The 22,097-nt window shown below is 39.7% G+C and carries 19 protein-coding genes; 9 read left to right on the top strand and 10 right to left on the bottom strand.

Going from position 1 to position 22,097, the window contains the following annotated elements; genetic code table 11:
- The first annotated feature begins 8 nt into the window (after positions 1-8).
- The 6 genes from UMU13_RS01570 (at position 9) to mce (ending at position 6,216) form a co-directional block, all read left to right on the top strand.
- Positions 9-2,066: an ATP-dependent helicase gene (locus UMU13_RS01570; protein ID WP_328216623.1), complete on the top strand. Its 2,058-nt coding sequence runs from the start codon at positions 9-11 to the stop codon at positions 2,064-2,066.
- Positions 2,067-2,141: 75 nt separating this feature from the next.
- The gene (gene gatC, locus UMU13_RS01575) at positions 2,142-2,438 is read left to right on the top strand and encodes an Asp-tRNA(Asn)/Glu-tRNA(Gln) amidotransferase subunit GatC (protein ID WP_328216624.1); all 297 of its coding nucleotides are present in this window, start codon (positions 2,142-2,144) and stop codon (positions 2,436-2,438) included.
- A gap of 21 nt (positions 2,439-2,459) precedes the next feature.
- The gene (gene gatA / locus UMU13_RS01580) at positions 2,460-3,920 is read left to right on the top strand and encodes an Asp-tRNA(Asn)/Glu-tRNA(Gln) amidotransferase subunit GatA (protein ID WP_328216626.1); all 1,461 of its coding nucleotides are present in this window, start codon (positions 2,460-2,462) and stop codon (positions 3,918-3,920) included.
- A gap of 29 nt (positions 3,921-3,949) precedes the next feature.
- On the top strand, positions 3,950-4,357 hold the full coding sequence (locus tag UMU13_RS01585; RefSeq protein WP_328216627.1) for a gamma-glutamylcyclotransferase family protein: 408 nt from the start codon (positions 3,950-3,952) through the stop codon (positions 4,355-4,357).
- 11 nt (positions 4,358-4,368) lie between these two features.
- A complete protein-coding gene (gatB, locus tag UMU13_RS01590) occupies positions 4,369-5,805 on the top strand; it encodes an Asp-tRNA(Asn)/Glu-tRNA(Gln) amidotransferase subunit GatB (RefSeq protein WP_328216628.1) in 1,437 nt (478 codons plus the stop codon).
- Positions 5,806-5,814: 9 nt separating this feature from the next.
- On the top strand, positions 5,815-6,216 hold the full coding sequence (gene mce / locus UMU13_RS01595) for a methylmalonyl-CoA epimerase (RefSeq protein WP_328216629.1): 402 nt from the start codon (positions 5,815-5,817) through the stop codon (positions 6,214-6,216).
- 955 nt (positions 6,217-7,171) lie between these two features.
- Here the strand turns inward: mce and UMU13_RS01600 are convergent.
- On the bottom strand, positions 7,172-8,380 hold the full coding sequence (locus tag UMU13_RS01600) for a rhodanese-like domain-containing protein (RefSeq protein ID WP_328216631.1): 1,209 nt from the start codon (positions 8,378-8,380) through the stop codon (positions 7,172-7,174).
- 515 nt (positions 8,381-8,895) lie between these two features.
- Here UMU13_RS01600 and UMU13_RS01605 point away from each other — a divergent pair.
- Both UMU13_RS01605 and UMU13_RS01610 read left to right on the top strand, forming a co-directional pair.
- On the top strand, positions 8,896-9,735 hold the full coding sequence (locus tag UMU13_RS01605) for a substrate-binding domain-containing protein (protein ID WP_328216633.1): 840 nt from the start codon (positions 8,896-8,898) through the stop codon (positions 9,733-9,735).
- Complete coding sequence (locus UMU13_RS01610) at positions 9,725-11,089, top strand: sensor histidine kinase (RefSeq protein WP_328216634.1); 1,365 nt, start codon at positions 9,725-9,727, stop codon at positions 11,087-11,089. The genes UMU13_RS01605 and UMU13_RS01610 overlap by 11 nt, the downstream gene beginning before the upstream one ends.
- Here UMU13_RS01610 and UMU13_RS01615 read toward each other — a convergent pair.
- From UMU13_RS01615 to UMU13_RS01650, 8 genes are all read right to left on the bottom strand, one after another.
- Positions 11,070-12,461: a sigma-54-dependent transcriptional regulator gene (locus UMU13_RS01615; RefSeq protein ID WP_328216636.1), complete on the bottom strand. Its 1,392-nt coding sequence runs from the start codon at positions 12,459-12,461 to the stop codon at positions 11,070-11,072. The two genes, UMU13_RS01610 and UMU13_RS01615, sit on opposite strands and share 20 nt — an antisense overlap.
- 10 nt (positions 12,462-12,471) lie before the next feature.
- Complete coding sequence (locus UMU13_RS01620; RefSeq protein ID WP_328216638.1) at positions 12,472-13,110, bottom strand: TorD/DmsD family molecular chaperone; 639 nt, start codon at positions 13,108-13,110, stop codon at positions 12,472-12,474.
- A gap of 65 nt (positions 13,111-13,175) precedes the next feature.
- The gene (locus tag UMU13_RS01625) at positions 13,176-13,937 is read right to left on the bottom strand and encodes a 4Fe-4S dicluster domain-containing protein (protein ID WP_328216639.1); all 762 of its coding nucleotides are present in this window, start codon (positions 13,935-13,937) and stop codon (positions 13,176-13,178) included.
- A 24-nt stretch (positions 13,938-13,961) separates the two neighbouring features.
- The gene (locus tag UMU13_RS01630; RefSeq protein WP_328216641.1) at positions 13,962-16,493 is read right to left on the bottom strand and encodes a molybdopterin-dependent oxidoreductase; all 2,532 of its coding nucleotides are present in this window, start codon (positions 16,491-16,493) and stop codon (positions 13,962-13,964) included.
- 351 nt (positions 16,494-16,844) lie between these two features.
- Positions 16,845-17,090: a thioredoxin family protein gene (locus UMU13_RS01635; RefSeq protein ID WP_328216642.1), complete on the bottom strand. Its 246-nt coding sequence runs from the start codon at positions 17,088-17,090 to the stop codon at positions 16,845-16,847.
- 70 nt (positions 17,091-17,160) lie between these two features.
- Positions 17,161-18,327 (bottom strand): permease, encoded by a 1,167-nt coding sequence (locus tag UMU13_RS01640; RefSeq protein WP_328216643.1) that lies wholly within the window; start codon positions 18,325-18,327, stop codon positions 17,161-17,163.
- 412 nt (positions 18,328-18,739) lie between these two features.
- Entirely contained in the window at positions 18,740-19,843 is a 1,104-nt protein-coding gene (gene arsB, locus UMU13_RS01645; RefSeq protein WP_328216644.1) for an ACR3 family arsenite efflux transporter, read from the bottom strand.
- Between the two features lie 12 nt (positions 19,844-19,855).
- Complete coding sequence (locus tag UMU13_RS01650; RefSeq protein ID WP_328216646.1) at positions 19,856-20,275, bottom strand: arsenate reductase ArsC; 420 nt, start codon at positions 20,273-20,275, stop codon at positions 19,856-19,858.
- A 472-nt stretch (positions 20,276-20,747) separates the two neighbouring features.
- On the opposite strand from UMU13_RS01650, the gene UMU13_RS01655 reads away from it, so the two are divergent.
- Positions 20,748-21,353 (top strand): molybdopterin-dependent oxidoreductase, encoded by a 606-nt coding sequence (locus UMU13_RS01655; RefSeq protein ID WP_328216647.1) that lies wholly within the window; start codon positions 20,748-20,750, stop codon positions 21,351-21,353.
- Between the two features lie 171 nt (positions 21,354-21,524).
- Here UMU13_RS01655 and UMU13_RS01660 read toward each other — a convergent pair whose 3' ends face one another.
- A complete protein-coding gene (locus UMU13_RS01660) occupies positions 21,525-22,055 on the bottom strand; it encodes a GNAT family N-acetyltransferase (protein ID WP_328216649.1) in 531 nt (176 codons plus the stop codon).
- Between the last annotated feature and the right edge of the window lie 42 nt (positions 22,056-22,097).

Genomic DNA, 22,097 nt, shown 5'->3' on the forward strand with positions numbered 1-22,097 from the left:
GGAGATATATGCCTCACTCAAATGATAGACTGAATAAAGAACAAAAGGCTGCCGTTGAATATACGGGCTCACCCCTGCTTGTGATAGCCGGAGCCGGAACGGGGAAAACAAAGGTAATTGTCCATAAGATTGCTTATCTGATTGATAATATCGGTGTTAACCCGAACAATATCCTGTCGGTTACTTTTACCAATAAAGCAGCCTGGGAAATGAAATCCCGTCTTAAAAACCTTGTGGGAGAAAGAGCTGAAGGAGTGTGGATGGGCACATTCCATTCCATATGTTTGAGAATTCTGCGCCGGGAGACGCATAAAACTGAGTTTAAAAAAGGCTTTGGAGTTATTGATCAGGATGACAGGCTTTCAGCCCTCAGAAGTATTGTGAAAGAACTGAATATCGACAGTAAAAAATATCCCCCGAAACAGTATCTCTGGCTGATAAGCAGTTTTAAAAACACTATTGAATATGTGGAGGATAAAGAGCCGGAAGAATTCATCCACAGATTTCCTGATGTTTTTAAAGCCTACCAGCAGTATCTTTCTTTTGCAAATCTTGTGGATTTTGATGACATGCTTGCTCTTGTTATCAGGATTTTTCAGGAAAATTATGAAGTGCTCGAACTTTACAGAAATATTTTCCGGTATATCATGGTGGATGAATATCAGGATACAAACTATATACAGTTTTTCTTTTTAAAGCTGCTTTCAGGTGAATATGGCAATATTTGTGTGGTGGGGGACGATGATCAGTCCATTTACGGATGGCGCGGTGCAGAAATAAGAAATATCCTCGATTTCGAAAAACATTTCTCTGATGTTAAAACAATAAAGCTTACCGAAAATTACAGGAGTTCACCCAATATCCTGTTTACAGCCAATACACTTATTGCAAACAATAATTACAGAAAAGGCAAGAATCTTTCCCCGGTGATCCATAAGATGGGAAATATCATGGTTAAAGAATGTCATGATGAGCAGGATGAATCAAATTTTGTTATTAATGAGATTGAGCTTATGCTGGATCAGGGAATATCTCCTGCCGAAATAGCTGTTCTTTACAGAACAAATGCTCAGTCGAGGGCTTTTGAGGTGGAGCTTAACAGAAGGGGGATACCTTATAAAGTTATCGGGGGTATCAGTTTTTACTCCAGAAGGGAGATAAAAGATATTCTGGCATATTTAAAGCTTTCGGACAATCCATATGATATAGATGCTCTGAAGCGTTCTGCCAAAAATCCGCCCAAGGGAATAGGCAACGTAGTTATTCAGAGAATTATCGATTATGCAACCGGCAACGGTTCGGATCTTATATCAGCAGCAAAAGAAATTGCCTCTGTTTCAAAGGGGAAGACCGCCGCCAGTTTAAAATTTTATACCAATATCCTTGATGAGATGCAGCTGTTTGAAAATATAGCGGACAAGATTAAGGTTATTTTGAACGAAAGCTCCTATGGGAATTATCTGAAACAGTTTGAAGAACAGAATGATGCAAACAAACGCATAAACAATATCGATGAGCTTATTAATGCAGCTGCAATTTTTGATGAAAGTTATGACGAACCGGACTTGTCTGAGTTTCTTGCCACAACAACACTGACAACTTCCACAGATGAAAGTGCCGGTGATTCCGTAAGTCTCATGACCCTTCATTCGGCAAAAGGGCTGGAATTTGAATCAGTATTTCTGACGGGCCTTGAAGAGGGTTTGTTTCCCTTGTTCCGCTCCATGGATAATGAGTGGGAGCTGGAAGAGGAAAGGCGGCTCTGCTATGTGGGGATTACCAGAGCCAAAAGCAATCTTGTTTTCACTCATACCAACACCCGTATGGTCTACGGTAAAAGACAGTTTTGCAGACCTTCGATGTTTTTGGATGAGCTGAAGTCTGACATCAGTTCTCCGGGAGATTACGGAAAAAAGCTAAAAGCCAATACAAGAGTATTCCACAGCAAATACGGTGAAGGGGTTGTCCTTAATGTTAAAGGAGCGGGGGACAAGGTAAAGGCGGATGTTTTTTTCCAGAGTTCAGGGCTTAAAAAAATGCTTGCTGAAAGTCTGGAAATATTTTAGGAACTTATTGGTTTACACCCTGTAAATTTTGCGTAAAATAGATTTTCCTGATGATCAATAAAGCGGAGGATGAGGATGTCAAAAGTTATTGATAAAAAAGATGTGCTGCATATTGCGGATCTTGCCAGACTGCAATTTTCCGAAGAGGAAGCTGAGCGCTTTACCAATGAGCTCAACAATATTCTCGATTATATACATAAGCTGGACGAGCTGGATACTTCCAATGTTGAGCCCACTTCGCATGCCCTTGATATCTCGAACGTTTTCAGGGAAGATGAGCAAAAAGAGCAGCTTAACAATGAGCAGGCGCTCAAGAATGCTCCGGATAAAGAGCAGGGACACTTCAAGGTACCCAGAGTTATTGAAAATTAATAAAATCTACAGGAGTTGTTGATGAATCTACTGAATGCAGATCTGAAGACATTGAGGTCTTATCTGGAGGACGGAAGAATTTCTGCAAAGGAACTTGTACAGTTTTATCTTGATAGAATTAATAAATATGATGACAAGCTTAAATCTTTTGTTTCCATAAATGAGGATGCACTGTCCGAAGCGGAAAAAATTGACGTGAAAAGACGTAACGGTGAGAAACTGCCGCCGATGGCGGGAATTCCGATAGCTTTGAAAGACAATATGGTGACTAAGGGGCTGAGAACCACCTGTTCGTCGCATATCCTGGAAAATTTTGATCCCGTTTACGACGGAACTGTTGCAAAGCAGCTGAAAGAAAAAGGTTTTATTATACTCGGGAAACTTAATATGGATGAATTTGCCATGGGCTCATCCTGTGAAGCCTCCTATTTTGGCAAAACAAAAAATCCATGGGATATTGATAGGGTCCCCGGCGGCTCGAGCGGTGGTGCCGCAGCTGCAGTGAGCGCTCGTTTGGTTCCCGCTTCCCTGGGAAGTGATACGGGGGGCTCGATAAGACAGCCGGCTTCTTTTTGCGGTATTGCCGGATTTAAACCGACATATGGCAGAGTCTCAAGATTCGGCCTGGTTGCTTTTGCTTCAAGTCTTGATCAGATAGGTCCGATGACATGGAATGTTCAGGACAGTGTGGAACTGATGAAAATTATCGGAAAACATGACCATCACGATTCCACCTCGGCTTCCAAAAATTCGTTCGAACCTTATGATAAAAAACTTGATAATTTGAAAGGGATAAAAATCGGCGTCCCCGAGGAATATTTCAAAGAGGGGCTGAGTCCGGAAGTTGAAGCATCTGTAAAAGACGCCATAAAACATCTTGAATCCCTTGGTGCGGAAATTATCAACATACGTATGCCCCATACAGATTACGCAGTGGCTGTTTATTATATACTTGCCACGGCCGAGGCTTCGAGTAACCTGGCCCGTTATGACGGTGTCAGATACGGATACAGAGCTGAGGCTGAAAATTTGTCTGAAATGTATGTGAAAACCCGTTCAGAAGGATTCGGTGACGAGGTTAAAAGGCGGATAATGCTCGGTACATATGTGTTAAGTGCCGGCTACTATGATGCTTATTATTTGAAGGCTCAGAGAGTCAGAACACTTATCAAAAATGATTTCCTTGATGCTTTTGCAAAAGTTGATGCAATAGTTGCGCCTACTTCCCCGACAACTGCTTTCAAAATTGGCGAAAAGGTGGAGGATCCTTTGAGTATGTATTTGAGTGATATTTTTACCCTTTCACTGAACCTTTTCGGCGGATGCGGCATTTCAGTACCATGCGGTTTTGACAGCAATAATCTTCCCATAGGTCTGCAGATTCTCGGTAACTATTTTGATGAGGCTAAGATCCTCGAAATTGCAGATTGTTACCAGAAAAATACGGATTGGCACACAAAAATACCTACGGAATTTGAATAAAAAATTGATGCTCAATGGGGAATCAGCGGATGAATTTTATCGATAAGATATTCTTTTACGGTTCATTGAAATCGGACGGACCGTTTTACAGTATGTATGCAAAGAATGTTCTTTTTAAGAACAGGGCTTATACTTACGGCAGAATGGCTATGTATAAAGGAACTTTTCCGGCGCTGCTGGAGGATAAAGATTCAGTGGTATACGGTGAACTGGTTACCATTTTTAATGTGAGAGATGTTCTGCTGGTGCTGGATAATGTTGAAAAATATTTGGATAGAGTTAGTAAGACATTGTGGGTTTTGCCGTCCAACGGCGATGATTCTGTTAATCAGGAGCCCAAAGAAGTCACTGCCTGGGTGTATATTTATAAGGGAGATATGAGTTACATCTCCTATTTGGATATGCAGGAGTGGAATAACAAACAATTAAAACTGTAGTGAGGTTATAGATGAATTATGAGGCTGTGATAGGACTGGAAGTACATGTTCAGATGGGAACGAATACAAAAATATTCTGCTCATGTTCCACCAACTTTGGAGCAGAGCCGAACAGCAATGTATGTCCGGTTTGCCTGGGAATGCCGGGTGTGCTGCCGGTGCTTAACAAGAGAGCTCTGGAATATGCAATGACAGCCGGACTGGCTCTCAACTGTGAAATTCAGGAATCCAGTGTTTTCGCAAGGAAAAACTATTTTTATCCGGATTTGCCAAAAGGTTATCAGATATCACAGTATGAGCTTCCCTTATGCCTGAACGGTAAAATGAAAATCAATCTTGAGGACTATTCCAAGGAAATTGGTATCACCAGAATTCACATGGAGGAAGATGCGGGCAAATCCATTCACGGTGAAAATCTCGGCGATTATTCCGCTTCCTATGTGGATTTAAACAGAACAGGGGTTCCGCTTATTGAGATTGTTAGTGAGCCTGATATGAGAACAGGTGAGGAAGCAAAAGCTTATTTGCAGAAGCTGAAAGCTATACTGCAATATGCCGGAGTTTCCGAATGTAATATGGAAGAAGGCTCATTAAGATGCGATGCCAATATTTCCATACGTCCTGAAGGACAAAAGGAATTCGGGGTAAAAACAGAAATCAAAAATATGAATTCTTTTAAAAACGTACAAAAAGCAATAGAATATGAAATTAAGCGTCAGACCAAGGTTTTAAACGAAGGCGGTCATATCGTTCAGGAAACGAGATTGTGGAATCCTGACAAAAACATAACGGTTGCAATGAGAAGCAAGGAAGAAGCACATGATTACAGGTATTTTCCGGATCCCGACCTCATACCTGTCAAAGTTGATGATGACTGGATTGAGCGGATCAGGGAAAGCCTGCCTGAACTGCCGGATGAAAGGAAAGCCCGTTTTAAAAAGGAATACAGTCTCCCCGAATATGATGCGGATGTACTTACTTCTTTTAAAACATATGCCGATTATTTTGAGGAGTGTATAAAAAGCCACAACAATCCCAAAATAATAGCCAACTGGATTATGTCGGAAATTTTAAGAGTTGTTAACGAAAGGAACTGCGATATTTTTGATATCGGAGTAAATCCTTCCATGCTTGCCGGCCTTGTAAAGTTGATAGACGATAACACAATCAGCGGTAAAATAGCTAAAGATGTTTTTGAAATCATGCTTGAGAGCGGGAAAGCTCCCGCTGAAATTGTTAAAGAGAAAAATCTTGCCCAGATATCCGATAGTTCCGAGCTGGAAAATATTGTAAAACAGGTGTTTGAAGAAAACCCCGATGAGCTGGAGCGTTTTAAAAACGGAGAGAAAAAGCTGCAGGGTTTCTTTGTGGGGCAGGTGATGAAGAAAACAAAAGGCCAGGCAAATCCGAAGCTTGTTAATCAGCTGATAGCAAAATTAAGCAGTTAGGGGTTTGATATGCTGAAAAAGATTGATCATATCGGGATAGCAGTAAAGTCGCTGGAAGAAGCAGTTAGGTTTTATGAGACTTTGGGTGTTAATGTGGAATCTTATGAAGAAGTTCCGTCTCAAAAAGTGAAGGTCGCATTTATCAAACTGGGAGACTCCAACGTTGAGCTGCTTGAGCCCACAAGTGAAGACAGCCCTGTTGCCAAATTCCTGGATAAGAAAGGGGAAGGCATTCATCACTTATGTTATGAAGTAAACGATGTTTCTGAGTCCCTTGATATTATGAAAAAGGACGGAATGAAGCTGATAAATGAAGAGCCGATAAAAGGGGCACATGGCAAGCTGGTGGCATTTGTTCATCCGAAATCTGCCAACGGTGTCCTTACCGAACTTTCACAACCAGCAGATTAATCTTAGAAAGTCAAATTTTGTACTTGTCCCTGTTACAACTGACGTCACCCCATTTTTCGTAGTGCAAATATTTTTCAATGTAATTTGCACGCATTTCGCAGCCGAAACTCGAAACTACTGCCGCTAACCGTCTACACCCTCCCCTCATAATTGTTTTTATTTGCAAATATTTATCCACTTTACTTTCCAACACAGGGTGTGACCACTAACCGGCAGTACGTTTCTCTAGCACCAGCCGAAAGGCTGGTAAATATGTGGAACACATTCGACATCGGCTGCTTCATTTTTGCAAATTACATTGAAATCAGTTTCATATTAGCTAAGTATATGTAAAACAAAACTTTTATATAATTTTTGGGGTGATGCCAGTGTTATAAGTATTTGCGAGGATCCATTCAGGGGGTAAAATACTTGTTCAAAGATCTCCCGCGTACTTAAGGCGTTAAATGTGTGGTCGCAAGGATGCCTATGGATAGCACCAGTCTTTTAGACTGGTAAATATGTTTAACATTCTATTTATCCGCCCATAGCGAATGCTATTCAAAAAATTGTCACCTCTTGCCTGGTTAAATGCCGCAGGCAATCAGCGAAGCTGATATTTAACGGGGGCGACCGAAGCGGAGAGGTCTCTAGTCAAATAATACTATGAGAGTTTTGAATAATATGCTTTTATGCTTTTTCGGAAGGGGGTAGCACCAGCCGGAGGCTGGTAAATATGTTGTCAAACATTCAATTTAGCTATTTACATAGCTGCTAATCGGTCTTCGACCGATGCTAGTGGTATACATTACTTCAGTCCCGCAAGGTTGAAAATACGGGTTTCAATACATCTTTGCGCGGCTGAAGCCGCGCTTCCTAACTTGTGCAAAGTTCTTAAGTCTCGTATAAGTTTTTTATAATAAAAAAGGCAGCCAAATGGCTGCCTTTTTTTGGTATATAGTTTGATATAGTGTGTCTATTTGATTGTGCATTTACCGCTTTCGTAGTTAACATGTGCATCCAGATAATACAGTCTGTCCATCTTTTTGTAGCCGCACATGTCCTGCAAGGCGTAGTACAGCTCACTTGATCTGCCGCCTGCAGAACACATAAATACCACATATCCGTCTTCAGGCAGCTGATTGATTACGTAATCACAACCTTTTTTGTAAACTTCATTCACATGGATATTGATTGCTCCTTTAACGTGTCCTTGTTTGAACTCCTCGGGGCTTCTCACATCAACAATGTGAATGTTTTCAGGTCTGTCATCGATCAAAGTTTTAAAGTATTCTTTGTCAATGGTACCTTCTTCTTTTCCTTCTTTCAGAGCTTCCGCTTCATCTTCTTTTTCGGCCTTTTCAATTGTACCACCGGTTTTTGTGGTGGGGTGACCATTCTTTTTCCAGCCGGGAAGTCCTCCTGAATAATTATAAACATTTTCATATCCGTACTCACTAACCAGTATCCCTGAAACGGTGTGTGATTTTACACATTTCCAGCCGCCGCAGAAGATAACTATGGCAGTTTTCTTGTCAGTTGGAAGTTTATCAAGGTATTTTTGCCTCTGGTCTTTCATGAACTTGAATTTTGTGTCCGGAATGCTTACTGCACCGGGAATTGTTTCAGCTTCAAATTTTCTTGCAGGTCTTGCATCCACAAATACAGCGTCTTCTTTATAAAGCTTTACGGCATAGTCGTCTGAAATTTCAACATAAGATTTTTTCGACCAATCGGGCATTCCTGCCAAATATACTTTGACATTTTTGTAGCCTTTTTCCTTGAGCATTGTTGCTACGTGATAACTTTTTACACATTTAAATCCGCCGCAGTATACTATTATTTCAGTTGTTTTTGTAACGCCAGTCAAAGACTCCAGTCTCGGGTAATGATCCTTGAACTGATTGTCGTGAATGTTAATTGCCCCTGGAATATGCCCGGATTCATACTTTCTGCCGGGCCTGGCATCGATGATGACGACTTGATCAAAATCCCGGAGTCCTTTGCCTACCTTTTTGCTAACATACTCAAAATCAACCAGTTGAAATCCTGCAGCTTCAACCTTTTCCTTGACACTCATTGTTTTTGCAGGTTCTGCAGCTTTTTGGGGAACTGCACAACCAGCTATCAATAAAACAAATAGTAAGGTTGGTAAAATAAAAAGTTTCTTGAAATTCTTAAACATACATGTACCTCCCATTATTTTTGTATAATAATTATGACAAAAGAATAAAATCTGTCAATACTATTTTCGGGCTAAAAATCATTTGATATCAAAATATTATATGAATATGCATATATTTATATACAAAAAAGGCAATATTCTGAACTAATGATATAGAAAAATCCTATAGACTTGCTATGCTTTAAAGCAACAAGAATGATTATTATTAAAAAATTTTTTGACTTTCTTACCTGTTTTTTAATTTCCAGCCGATTTTACTGTGCTTTTTAAATATTATGTATTTCTCTTTCCCAGTTAATAACTATTAATAATGAAGAAGAACAATAAATAATTATTTATTTCCACTTTTACTAACCTTGAGCCTAAATAGACTTAATTATATTTAGCAACCTTCCCGATCACGCCTCATGATTTAAGTGTCACGTCTCTTTAAATGTTTGAGTTTTAAAAGGTTCCCAATTCTTTTTTATTGGCAAAAGAATTGAATATTGTATAATATTTTCAGGAGTGTAATTATGAAAAAGTTTTTTTTATTTTTATTTGTATCTTTATACTTTTTAAGTTTTAATTCTCAGGCGCAGCTGAAGTTCGGTATCGCTTCCATGATTTCTCCCGAGGAAACATTTATACTTTATAAAGACCTGAACGATTACATAGCTGAAAAACTTGATATGCGGATAGAAACGGTGCTTAAAAAGGATTACAGCGATATGAATAAACTTATTGTAGATAACAAGGTTGATTTTGCACTTGTATGTACTGGGTCTTTCTTCTTTTTACAGGATAATGAATACAAACTTATGGTAACACCGGTTATCGACGGTAAAAGTACATACAGATCATATATTATTGCTAACAGTAACAGTGGTATAGACGAACTGATCGATTTAAAAGGTAAAACATTTGCTTTTGCCGACAGGCTGTCCAATTCAGGTTCTATTTATCCTAAATATATAATAATTAAACGTTTTAATATTTCCTATGAAAATTTTTTCCAGGAGACTTTTTATACGCATTCACATGACAAATCGATATATCTGGTAAATAAAGGTGTAATAGATGGAGCAGCCGTGGACAGTTTAGTTTATGACTATTTGGCTGAGACGAAACCTGACGAGGTAAAAAACATCAGGATAATCCATAAATCCCCATATTTTCCCGCACCTTCAATAGTTGCCTCTGGTGCAATTGATAAAAAATTATTCGATGAGATTACCCGGATTCTACTGAAAATGCACAAAGATCCTAAAGGAAAAAAGATTTTGGAGGATCTGAATATTGATAAATTTGTTGTGACCAATCCGGAACGCTTTGAAGAAATAAGAAAAATGCAGAAATTAGTTGATGACTTTTAAAAAATTTTTACCGCAAAAATTTACAAATCGTATAATCCTTCTGATAGGCTTTCTTGGAGTTATTACGGCAGCCGTTAATACCAGTTTTACAATTTATACGAACTATAAAAACACTTATGAAAAGGTGTTCAACTCAATTGAGATTCAGTATGATATTTTTGCAGATGATTTTGCAGAAGCTATGCTTCTGGAAGATATATATTCGATATATTCTGAAGTAAATGAAATCAATAAATCTTTTGGTTTTATATCCAATATCTACGTTTTGGATGCCAAAGGAGAATATTTTACAGATGCCAATGCAACCAGAAAGATGCCTGATAATATTTCTGAGGATACTACGGTTAATAAGGCTATAAAAGCCGGTGAGACAACAATCGGTAAAATAATTTTTGTGCTAAATAAAAATGAAATTCAAAAAGGTATATTTTCCGATGTTTCACGACTCGTATTTGTGAATATTTTTATAGTTATTATGGGTGTTCTGCTGGGGATAGTACTTGCAAGATTTCTTTCCAATCCTTTGAAGCAGCTGAGTTATCAGATTAGCAATATAAACCCCCTGAAGATTCCTGAGGAGCTTCATACCCCTGCATTCTCTTCTTACGAGGTTGAGCAGCTGAAAAATACCCTGCATGATCTATCTTACAGACTGAAAGAATCAATCAGTCAGATTAAGCAGCAACAGCGGGAAATTAATAAGGCAGAACGACTTGCTTCAATCGGTACAATGGCTGCCGGCCTGGCTCATGAGCTGAAAAATCCCATTATGTCATTGAAGCTTATCAGTGATGCCCTCCAAAAAGAGTATGCCGATAAGGACTTTAATTTAAAAAAGGATATGGAGATGATATCCCGTCAGTCGGACAGGCTTGTGAAGCGGATTAATACATTTCTTGCTTATGCAAAGCCGATTGAAAGCAAAATAATAGAAATAAATATCCCAGAGTTTGTAAAATATTTAAAAGATCTTTTTTCAAAATATATGGATAATGTTTATATAGAGTACAATTATCACTCAACGGGAAATTTTAAAACGGATGCAGAAATGCTTGCACAGGTGCTGGAAAATCTTGTTCAAAACTCTTATGAGGCCGGGGCTGAAAATATTACTATATCTTTTTATTTTGAGAATAACAGATTTATTATTAAATATTTTGACAACGGAACAGGTTTTGAAACTTCAGACAGGGATGAAATTTTCAGGCCGTTTTTCACCACCAAAGAAAGCGGTACGGGGCTGGGACTGGCAATGTGCGAAAAGATTCTTGAAAACCTGGGCGGGAGTATTTCCGTTATAGATACAAATTACGGAGCCGGCTTTTTCATTGGGATTAATCAGAGTGGGCTTTAATGGAATATTTTTTTAGTTTATCGTATAGCGTTACTCTGCTTATGCCGAGCATTTCTGCAACCTGTGAGAGATTGCCTTTGCATTCTTTTAAAGCGTCTTCAATAAACTCTTTTTCTATATCATCAAGTGCACGGTGGAGGACTTCTCCGTAGGAGTGCTCTCTGTACTCTTTGTACAGATGTTTTTTAAGATTTTGTACGTTTTTTGCCGCTTCTTTACTTTTTGGCAGCACAATATCGTCCGGTTCAAGTGTCTGCCTACTGGAAACAATAACGGATTTTTTTATTATGTTTTTCAATTCTCTGATATTGCCAGGCCAGCTGTATGACGCAAGTATTTCAAAAACACCTTTATGTACACAGGTGATTTCTTTATCAAGATTTATACATGCTTCTTTTATGAAAAATTTGGAAAGTTCAACTATATCAGCCTTACGATCTCTTAAAGGGGGTAAATGGATGCTGAATACATTTAATCTGTAAAACAGGTCTTCCCTGAATGAGCCTGATTCAAGTTTTTCATCCAGATTTTTGTTGGTGGCTGAAATTAATCTCACATCAACTTTTTTGAGCTTATTTTCGCCAAGCTTTTCTATTGTTCCGTCCTGTAGAACATGCAAAAGTTTTGCCTGTAAACCGGACGGCAAATCCCCTATCTCATTGAGGAAAATTGTCCCCTTGTCGGCCGTTTCGAATTTCCCTTTTTTGGACTGGTAAGCTCCGCTGAAAGCTCCCTTCACATGCCCGAACATTTCACTTTCCAGAAGACTTCTGGGAATAGCTGCACTGTTTACAGGTACAAAAAAATAGTTTGAACGACTGCTGTAATCGTGAATAATCTTTGCGATATGATCCTTTCCTGTACCGCTTTCTCCAGTTATCAAAACAGGTGAATCTGTTGCTGCAACCGTGGCAACATTTTTTAGTATTTTTATCATTTGTGGGGATTTTCCTATAAATACATTTGGAGGATATTCAAACTCAGAGATATTGATATAATTATCGGAACAGATATTCTTCTTTACAACGTTTGCTTCGATAAGACGAAGGAAACCATCTGTTTCCAAAGGTTTACTGATAAAATCGGCTGCCCCCTGACTGATGGATTCCAGTATCGTTTCACTGCTGCCGTATGCCGTCATAAGGATACAAGGTAATTTTGGAAAACGTCCTTTTATTTCTTTGAGAATCTCTGTACCGCTTTCTTTGCCTAATCTTTGATCGATAAATGCAATATCAATAGGGTTGTTGGAAAGTATATTGTAAGCGGTTTCGGAATGTGTTGCAGTAAATACCTTGTGAATGTTGCGAAGGGCCCTCTCAATGCTGTAACAGAGCCCTTCGTCATCATCAATTATAAGTACATTTGCCATTACTCTCTCTTTAAAACTCTTTTAAAAGTTTATTTATATGTAATATAGCATCCCCTGTAATTTTATAAACATTTGTTTCAGCATTGTCCTTAATTTTTTCTGCAAAATTCTCAGAAAAAGGTAGATAATATTTTTTTAGAAATTCTCTGAGCTTTGTTTTATAGTTTTCGGCGTCTTCAACTTTATCTTCATTTAAACTGTTAAAAATTTCAGAAAAGAGAAAATGTATAAATTCCATTTCCACTGCAATATGATCGGGCGGATCGTTATAATCTGAAGCCACTTCCAATCCGCTGTCAAAATAAAATTGTCCCACCTCCATGGTGGTATCACCCATTATCTTTCTGTTCTTTTCAAGATAGACCGATCCGTAAGGGGGTGCTGACAACTCAAAGGGACCTACCATGAGCTGAGCGTGATCGGTAACAATGTCCTCTTCGGATTCTTCATTCAGAAACTGTTTAATTTTACTAATTTTTGAGATCAATTCATTATCTTCCAAATCTTCGGCATATTCGATGAAGTTATCGATCAGGTTCTTTTCATTTAATATCCCTTCTTTTGGTGTATACATCAGAACCGATAAAATATGCATCATATTACCAAAAATTGCAGAATGAGAGAGAGTTTTTGTATTGGAAACCATCATTCCTCCATTAATTAAAGCTACTGTTTTTTTATGAAAAAAAGGGTGGCTGAGCCACCCTTTCTCTTTTATGACCTGGCCTTGAAACTCCTGATGTAGTAAATATTGGGTTTTGTGCCTGCTTCAGGTTTTCTCACCCAATATCTGTATTTTTTAAGGAGCTTCGCGGCTTTACTGTTCGGGTTGTCAATATCACCGACTATCCTTGCCTGTGCCGGGCAGGCTGTTGCGCAGTAGGGTTCTTCACCCGCTTTCAGTCTGTGCTCACACAGTATGCATTTTTCAACGATACCGGGTCTTCTTACAGCTTCGTAGTCAGGGTGCTTGTACTCAGTTTTATAAGGAGGTATAGCACCTGTTTTTGAAGCAACTTCCGCACCTGAAGCTGTACAGCCTGCAATCAACTCTTCTTTATCGTGATACAGCTCGTGAGTCTTCTCACCATCAAAATTGAAGCTGATCACTGAAGTTGCATTGCTGTCTTCTTTCTCCAAATCCATTATGCTGTAGGGACATGCATGCTGGCATGAGCGGCAGCCTATACAGCGCTCATCATTGTGCATGGTAATACCGGCATCCGTTTTAAACATCGCTTTGGGAGTAACCGGACATACTTCAACGCATGCAGCATTGGAACAGTGATTACAAAGTACGGGTATAATTTCATAATTTACATCAGGAAACTTCCCGCTCCACTTTGTTGTAAAATCAGCCCAGTTGTAGGACTGACCGTTTTTCCTGTTATCCGTATTGTTTTCTGTTTTACACGCCATGCCGCATGCTCCGCATCCAGCACATTTGTGCAAATCTATGACCATTGCGTATTGCATAATTCACCTCTTAAGAAAATTTTATTATACTTTCTCTATACGTACACCGACAAAGCCGCCGTTTCTGGCTGTACTACCTGATAGACGGTCATAATCAGCAGGCATAAGGTCATTGTTATTCATACCAAAACCCTCTTTGCCAAACTTTTTGGATGCTATCCTGCCGTATGCTGTATGACCTTGTCCATACGTTGAAAGAACCGTTCCGGGGCGTACGCCTTCGGAAAGTTTTACTTTTATCTTTCTTGAAGTTACCACTGTCGTAATTTTTACCATATCGCCGTTTTTCAAGCCCAGTCTTTTGGCATCATCAGGGTTCATTTTCAATACATTATCCCAGCGCTCATCACCAACGTCGATTACTCTGAATTCCTGCATCCATGGGCAATTTGCACTTCGTCCTTCTTTATTCAGTTTTGACCTTGAGTCGATGAATGTAAAAGGGTATGCACTTTTGCTTCCATATCTGTAAGGTTCTTCATAGTGGGGCACAAAAGCTTTTTCATCACGGGCGGTATAGTTTGTAACCTCAAGAACTTTGTTAACATCAACATTATGTTTTTTTGCATGTTTTGCCAAAGCTTCTTTCAGAGTTTCACTGTAAAATTCGAACTGATGCGTTTTGGTTTTGAATTTACCCCAGCGTTTTCTGTAAGGATACGGATCGGAATTCCATACACCGATTTTTCTAAACTCCTCCCAGCTTTTGAAGGAATCGCCGCCTTTGTCATGTCCCTGCCACATTGGAGCGAGATAATATTTGGTTGCATATTCAGCGAACTCCCTTTCATTAGTGGGCTTTTTACCTGTATCAGGGTCCTTGAACTCATTCTTATAATATTCCAGTAAATTATCAAAGCCCCTTTCGGCAAGTTTCTCAGCTATCATATAAGGGATTTCCGATTCATCTATTTTAGCTTCCCAGATCGGTTTAACTACAGGCTGAAGAAGGGTTCCCGTTCCTATTCTGTTTGCTTTGGTTTTCAACCATGCCCACTTTTCAAACGTTGTGGTGGCAGCCGGTAACACAATGTCAGCAAACATAGAAAATTCTGAAGCATGTGTGGACAGGTGCACGGTAAAAGGCACTTTTGCCAGTGCTTTATCCCACCTCTGGCCTTCTGTTCCGGAAAAATTAAAATTGTTCATATAGCCAAGAACCATTTTGATTTCCATCGGATCTTCCTGAAGGATACCGTCAGCTGCATTATTTGTCACAACACCGCCGCCGGATTTACCTTTTTTCAGGGCGGGGAATTTCAGGTAACCTCTTTGATCTATTTTTACATGAGGTTTATTTTTAGAGATGGTATCCTGATATTTTTTTATGCTTGGTGTATGGTTGTACGGTGGAGAAATCTTAGCCATGGGACCGCCTATATTGTCAGTTGAGCCCATCAGTCCGTTTAATGCATGGATAGCCATGGAACTGTAAGTTCCCCGGATATGCATTGCAGCTCCGGGGCCAAGCCATACGGCTACTTTTGGCGCAGCTGCTCCCATTCCTCTTGCCACTCTGTATATCTGGTCTGCTTTTACACCTGTGATTCTTTCCGCCCACTCCGGTGTTTTATCTTTCAGTTCGATATTCCACCATTTTACAAGACCATGTGTATAGTTTCCTTTAAATGTGGATTCATCAACCTCTTCTCCAAGCTTGAATCTGTTTTTGCCGTCTTTAAAATCTCCGACAAATTCTTTGTACCATAAACCTTCTCTTAAAATTACATGAGCTATTGCTACAGCAAGTGCACCGTCTTCACCGGGTTTTACCGGCATCCACTCGTTAGCTTTTGCGCCTATTGTTGTAAGGGTAGGATCAACAGCAACCACAGTAGCCCGATCCATAACTTCGCCGATTTTATTGATGGCAGTGGGAACCTGTCTGTTGGACCTGAGAGGGTCAGCTCCCCAGCATACAAGATACTTGGTATTTGTCAGATCATAATCTCTGTAATCCCATAAACCTTCCGTGAAAAATGGGCCTGATTTGTCAGCCTCAGCACATATGGCTGAGTGAGAAATATTGTTTGATGAGCCGAATATTTTTGTCATTGAGGAATAAATAATGTCTCTTGTGTATGTGTAACGGCCTCTGAAACAAACATATTTATGGGCTTCACCGTTATCCCTGAGTTTCATCATGTTGTCTGCAATGGTATTCAGTGCTTCATCCCAGGAGATCGGTACAAATTTTGGATCTTCAAATCTGCCTTTTTTGGGATTGGTTCTTTTCATGGGAACCTTAACTCTGTCCGGGTCATAAACCTGCTGCAGACCTAAGTGACCTCTTGCACAGCAGTAACCGCCGTTCATTTTGCTGTACTCATTACCACGGACTTTCACCGCACGTCCGTTCTGCACATAAACCTGAATTGGATCCCATGTGGTGCATCCCTGACATGTTGTGGGAATCCATTCCCCTTTGTTTTTTCCGTAAGGGCTTACGGTTTTGTCGGTTTTTTCCAGTGCATTTAGCTTTGTGCCGCAGCCTAATGCTGTCACTGTGGCAACCGCCGCACTGGCTTTGAGAAACTCTCTCCTGCGGATTTTCATGTTACCTCCTTTTATAATTAAACGTTCACTGGTTAATTGCATATTAATTCATTGCAATATCGATGCCAACGCACTCCAAATTACCAAATGCCCGTATAACAGCTGTTTATGAAAGAAATTGTAAGCGAGATATGTAAGTATTCTTTACAGCCATGTAAGATATGTTTACAGATAAAAAAGGGGGGAAATGAACTGTTCTAAGTTTTTGCAAAGCTGTATTTTGGTCATTTTTTAGTAGTTTATCGGTTATGGTGAAATAGTGAAGTGGTGAGATAAGGAGGTAGAGAAAAGGTCTCTTTACATTTCTGTTTATTAGGAAAAAGGGCATAATATAATGCCCTTAATACAAAGTTATTTCTTAGCTTTTTGCAAGATTTCTTTAATTTTTCCTGCAGTAGGAAGCGGCTTGCCTTCATGAACAACAACTTCGTCCACCACAAGTCCCGGGGTGGCCATAATATATTTGCTTATTTCGGATATATCTTTTACATACTCCACATAAGCATCACTCATTCCAAGTTCTTCCACCGCCGCAAGTGTAGATTTATGCAGCGCTTCACAGTTTTTGCAGCCCGGACCTAATACTTTAATTTTCATAATTTGCCCCCTTTTTTAATATTTGTAAGTTTTTATCTGTGCAGCTTTTTCAGTACGCTGTTTAGAATCTTTAGCCCCAGAATGTTCCGTAAATAACACCTGCTACTGTAGACATAACCACAACAAGTATAACATATACAACCGTTTTCCGGGTTCCTATCACACTCCTTATAACAAGCATGTTGGGCAAACTGAGTGACGGTCCTGCCAACAGAAGGGCAAGAGCGGGACCTTTGCCCATACCGGCGCCGATAAGACCCTGTAGAATAGGTATTTCGGTAAGTGTGGCAAAATACATGAATGCTCCGACAATGGAAGCAAAAAAGTTGGCAAAGAGACTGTTGTCCCCGACAAGTCCTTCAACATATTGTGAGGGTATTATACCTTCGTGCCCCGGGCGCCCCAGGAGAAAACCAGCCACTATGACACCGATGAAAAGAAGGGGCAAAATCTGTTTTGAAAACCCCCACGTTTCGTCCATCCAGGTACCCCTTTTCCCTTGATCCATTCCTGTAAATGCCATTATGATGACAACAGCCAGTGAAACTGCCGTTAATGGCCATTTATAATTGAAAATCAGGGCAAAGATGCCGCCATCAGAAGCCGGATTTGCCCATGTGGCAAATATCAGCACACCTATTAGTGCTGCGAAGAATATAAATGTTTGCAGCGGGTGACCGTCTTCAGTTTCTACTTCCCGTTTTGGTGCGCTATCATATCTTTCCTTCTCATCGTTTCTGAAAATAAAAGCCATTGATAATCCTATAATTACTGCAAAAATTATAGCACCGATTGCTCTGGCAAGCCCCATCTCAAAACCTAAAACCCTTGCAGTTAAAACAATTGCCAGAATATTTATTGCAGGACCGGAATAAACAAAAGCCATTGCCGGTCCGAGCCCGGCCCCTCTGGAATATATACCTGCAAAAAGAGGTAGAATTGTACAGGAACAAACAGCCAGTATAGCTCCGGATACCGATGCCACAGAATATGAGACTATTTTTTTGGCTTCAGCTCCAAAATATTTTATTACAGATGCCTGGGAAATAGTGGCACTCATAGCTCCGGCAATAAATAGGGCAGGCACCAGACAGGTAAGCGTATGCTTCCTGACATACTCCTGCAGCATATAAAAGCCTTCCAGAATTGCCCCGGAAACTGAAGGGGTATTAAAATCCACAAAATAAACGTAGGCAAAAATGAGCAAAATAGTTAAAAATTTGTTTCTTTCTTTCATCAGTGTACCCTGCTGTTTTAATATCTGGAAAAGAATAATATGCTTTCATTGTATAGATGTCAAGTATGTTTTTATATATAACGAAATAAATAGATTGTATCTACTTGTATACATATTTGTTTATTATATCGTTTTTTATGGTAGAGATTTTCACCCACGCACTTAAAGCGTTAAGTGCGCAGAACCGGTTTCTCAACCTGTTTTAGGGGGAAATCAAGAGGGGGTACATTTATTGACAAACAACGTTAGAGATTTCTCCGCTCCACCGACCGCTATGAAATAGTGCTCGGTTCCGGTCGGAATGACAGTTTTTTGTCACCTCGACCGAAGCCGAAGGGTCTTGTCTATTATATTAATAATTTCTGTGAATCTGCTTAGTAAATTATTTCCCGGTTAAAAAAGTATGCTTAAATCAGGAAGTTGATTTGCATTTAACGTGGCAGACACCCTGTATAGTGTTTACTGCAAAGGGGAAGTATTTTTCTTTAAATCTCAAAGCCACATGTACCAAACCGATCAGCACCGGCACTTCCACAAGCGGCCCTATAACAGCTGCAAAGGCCTGCCCTGAATTTATGCCGAAAACGGATATAGCCACGGCGATAGCAAGCTCAAAATTGTTGGATGCGGCAGTAAAACTCAGAGTCGTGGTTTGCTCATATGTTGCACCGATCTTGTAGGACATGAAAAAAGAAATAAGGAACATAATCACAAAATACAATAATAACGGAATTGCAATTCTGATAACATCAAAAGGAAGTTTTATAATATACTCCCCTTTGAAAGAAAACATCACAAATATAGTAAAAAGCAGAAAGACCAGGGTTAAAGGGCTTATTTTCGGGATAAAAGTGTTTTCATAGGCTTCTTTTCCCCAGATCTTTAGTCCGGTAATTCTGGATAAAATTCCCGCAATAAAAGGAATACCAAGGTAAATAAAAACACTTTTGGCAATCTGCGGCATTGAAATATCCACAATTGTACCTTCAAAACCAAACAGGGAAGGCAGAAATGTTATGAAAACGTATGCATATACTGTGAAAAACAACACCTGAAATACCGAATTAAAAGCCACCAATCCTGCGCAGTATTCGGTATCACCTTTTGCAAGGTCGTTCCAGACAATTACCATAGCAATGCAGCGGGCAAGTCCGATAAGAATGAGGCCTGTCGTATATTCATTGTGCCCTGACAGGAAAGCCACAGCTAATAAAAACATAAGTACCGGCCCGACTATCCAGTTTTGAACAAGTGACAAAGCCAGCACCTTGACATTTTTAAAAACATGAGCCAGCTCTTCATATTTTACTTTTGCAAGTGGAGGATACATCATCAGAATGAGACCTATTGCAATAGGTATATTCGTAGTTCCCACACTCAGTTTATCTATTGTATCGGCAATCCCCGGGAAAAAATAACCGGAAGATACTCCTACTATCATCGCAAGGAATATCCACAACGTTAAAAATCTGTCCAGAACACTCATCTTTTTTGCAACGGATTCTTTAGCCACCATATCCCCCTGAAATCAAATAATTTTGCTCAATTCGTCTTTTATATAACTTTTTATTTCATCACGTACTTTTCTGAATTGACCAAGTATTTCTTCTTCGCTCCCTGCCACCTGAGCCGGGTCATTAAAACCCTTATGTATCATCTGCGCTTTTTTTAAATACATAGGGCACGTTTCATTCGCATGACCACAGACGGTAACAACCACATCAAAATCTATACCCTTAACATCATTCAGTGTCTTGGAATAATGTCCCTGCATCTCGTAACCGTCTTCCTTCATTACTTCCAGCATATAAGGGTTGAGTCCATGTTTTTCCAGCCCGGCCGAATAGACATCATAATGTTCCAGATAATTTTTTCCATACGCCTCAGCCATCTGACTCCTGCAGGAATTACCCGTGCATAGAAATAAAAGTTTTTTTGAGATTGCCATTTTACCTCTCCCCGCAAAAATTTAAACAGGTGCAAGTGCAGTTTAAACAATAAGCATACTTGCATATTTGTTTGCTGTATTGTTTCTTACAGTAGAGACCTCTCCGCTTCGGCCGCCCCCCGTTAAATATCAGCTTCGCTAATTGCCTGCGGCATTTAACCAGGCAAGAGGTGACAGCTTTCTGGCTCCTCGTCCGGGAAAAATGTCTAGCATCCGCCTTGTGCGGATAAATAGAATGTAAACATATTTACCAGTCTAAAAGACTGGTGCTAGCCGCAGGCATCATCCCGAGCGAAGCCGAGGGATCTCTATCTATGTACTAATAATTTCTGCGTATCTGCTTAACTATAAATGCTGATATAAAATTATTTTACAAAAGTCAACTATGTTTTTATTTATATCGAAACATGATTAAATTTTATCTGTTATAAATAAAAATTGACAACATTTTGCATTATCATATCTTAGCGTTATGAACAGAAGAATTTTCCTCAGATATCTTTTGGTGAGCGGGGCTTTCTTTGTATCCAGCAGGGTGAGAGCTTTAGCTGCTTTCGGTGACTTTATCAATCCATGGAGGATAAGGACTGTTGAAGGAAGTACGCCAGAAATAGATATAGACAAATTTTCGCTGTCAATCACCGGGTTGGCGGAAGAAAGGCGGAAATTCGCATATTCAGACCTGGAAAATTTGACAGATACTTCTTACCGGGAGGATTTCAACTGTGTTGAAGGGTGGAGTGTTCCGGATCTTAAATGGGAAGGTGTCAGCCTTAATAAAATTATAGAGATTGTTAAACCCTATAAAAAGGCAAAATATATTAATTTTTACTGTTATGGCAATAAATATACCGAATCCATTCCTGTTTCAGAAGTTAAAGACAGATATATACTGGCGTTAAAGGTAAACGGTGAAAAATTGGAGCCAAAGCACGGGTTCCCTGTAAGACTTTTCTACCCGGACAGGTATGGTTATAAGAGTGCAAAATGGATAAAAAAGATCGAATTTTCTGATATTAAAGTCCCCGGTTTCTGGACAAAAAGAGGATACCCTTACGACGGTAAAATTTTGGGATAGAAAGTTTTGAACAGGATAGGAAAAGGGACTTTCTTCTCCCCCTGGATTAGGGGTAGATGCAGAGGGGGTACATTTTGTTTTTAAACAAATTTTTGTACACCTGCAGGTCTAAAGCCCTGCTTCGGGAATTATTCAAAGTTTTCGGGTGAATGTTGCCACCCAAATGCCGCATTACTCCCCAACGATATTTGCGAATTTTGAAAATTCCGGTCTGTAAGTAACAGTCCCTGTAATTTCATCTGTGCGTTCTGAATCCAGCGGCAAAATCATAAAAGCTTCATCCGGTACATCCCACTGGCACCGGAGTCCATGTTTGCCTGCGGGGGTAAAGCCGAATTGCGAATAATATTCAGGATAACCGAGCACTGCGATAAAAGGGTAAGCGGCCTCAGAAAGTATTTCAATGCTCTCTTCCACCATTTTTCTGCCGATTCCTTTCTTTTGATACCCGGGGAGAACAGCCATAGGCCCCAATGCTGCTCCGGTCAATTCATTTTTATGTGAGTTTATTTTGCATGGTGTGTATAAAATATGACCAACAATGAGGTTGCTCAGAAGGGCCACAAGAGAAATTATTATTCCGTCATTTTCCCTTAATTCATTTACGAGTTCTGCCTCCTCGCTCCTTCCGAAAGCTTCATTGTTAAGTCTGTAAATTTCACCGAAATCTCTTTCCTGTTCTTCTCTGATTATCAGTTTCATGAGCCCCCCGTATCGTTTGTGGTATTTATTATATTATATCAG

This window comes from Flexistipes sp. (assembly GCF_036172515.1).
In the GTDB taxonomy this organism is placed as follows: Bacteria; Chrysiogenota; Deferribacteres; order Deferribacterales; family Flexistipitaceae; genus Flexistipes.

Excerpts from the sequence above, each read along its gene's own strand:
- UMU13_RS01570 (WP_328216623.1), top strand. The coding sequence starts at position 9 with ATGCCTCACTCAAATGATAGACTGAATAAAGAACAAAAGGCTGCCGTT.
- gatC (WP_328216624.1), top strand. The coding sequence starts at position 2,142 with ATGTCAAAAGTTATTGATAAAAAAGATGTGCTGCATATTGCGGATCTT.
- gatA (WP_328216626.1), top strand. The coding sequence starts at position 2,460 with ATGAATCTACTGAATGCAGATCTGAAGACATTGAGGTCTTATCTGGAG.
- UMU13_RS01585 (WP_328216627.1), top strand. The coding sequence starts at position 3,950 with ATGAATTTTATCGATAAGATATTCTTTTACGGTTCATTGAAATCGGAC.
- gatB (WP_328216628.1), top strand. The coding sequence starts at position 4,369 with ATGAATTATGAGGCTGTGATAGGACTGGAAGTACATGTTCAGATGGGA.
- mce (WP_328216629.1), top strand. The coding sequence starts at position 5,815 with ATGCTGAAAAAGATTGATCATATCGGGATAGCAGTAAAGTCGCTGGAA.
- UMU13_RS01600 (WP_328216631.1), bottom strand. The coding sequence starts at position 8,380 with ATGTTTAAGAATTTCAAGAAACTTTTTATTTTACCAACCTTACTATTT.
- UMU13_RS01605 (WP_328216633.1), top strand. The coding sequence starts at position 8,896 with ATGAAAAAGTTTTTTTTATTTTTATTTGTATCTTTATACTTTTTAAGT.
- UMU13_RS01610 (WP_328216634.1), top strand. The coding sequence starts at position 9,725 with ATGACTTTTAAAAAATTTTTACCGCAAAAATTTACAAATCGTATAATC.
- UMU13_RS01615 (WP_328216636.1), bottom strand. The coding sequence starts at position 12,461 with ATGGCAAATGTACTTATAATTGATGATGACGAAGGGCTCTGTTACAGC.
- UMU13_RS01620 (WP_328216638.1), bottom strand. The coding sequence starts at position 13,110 with ATGATGGTTTCCAATACAAAAACTCTCTCTCATTCTGCAATTTTTGGT.
- UMU13_RS01625 (WP_328216639.1), bottom strand. The coding sequence starts at position 13,937 with ATGCAATACGCAATGGTCATAGATTTGCACAAATGTGCTGGATGCGGA.
- UMU13_RS01630 (WP_328216641.1), bottom strand. The coding sequence starts at position 16,493 with ATGAAAATCCGCAGGAGAGAGTTTCTCAAAGCCAGTGCGGCGGTTGCC.
- UMU13_RS01635 (WP_328216642.1), bottom strand. The coding sequence starts at position 17,090 with ATGAAAATTAAAGTATTAGGTCCGGGCTGCAAAAACTGTGAAGCGCTG.
- UMU13_RS01640 (WP_328216643.1), bottom strand. The coding sequence starts at position 18,327 with ATGAAAGAAAGAAACAAATTTTTAACTATTTTGCTCATTTTTGCCTAC.
- arsB (WP_328216644.1), bottom strand. The coding sequence starts at position 19,843 with ATGGTGGCTAAAGAATCCGTTGCAAAAAAGATGAGTGTTCTGGACAGA.
- UMU13_RS01650 (WP_328216646.1), bottom strand. The coding sequence starts at position 20,275 with ATGGCAATCTCAAAAAAACTTTTATTTCTATGCACGGGTAATTCCTGC.
- UMU13_RS01655 (WP_328216647.1), top strand. The coding sequence starts at position 20,748 with ATGAACAGAAGAATTTTCCTCAGATATCTTTTGGTGAGCGGGGCTTTC.
- UMU13_RS01660 (WP_328216649.1), bottom strand. The coding sequence starts at position 22,055 with ATGAAACTGATAATCAGAGAAGAACAGGAAAGAGATTTCGGTGAAATT.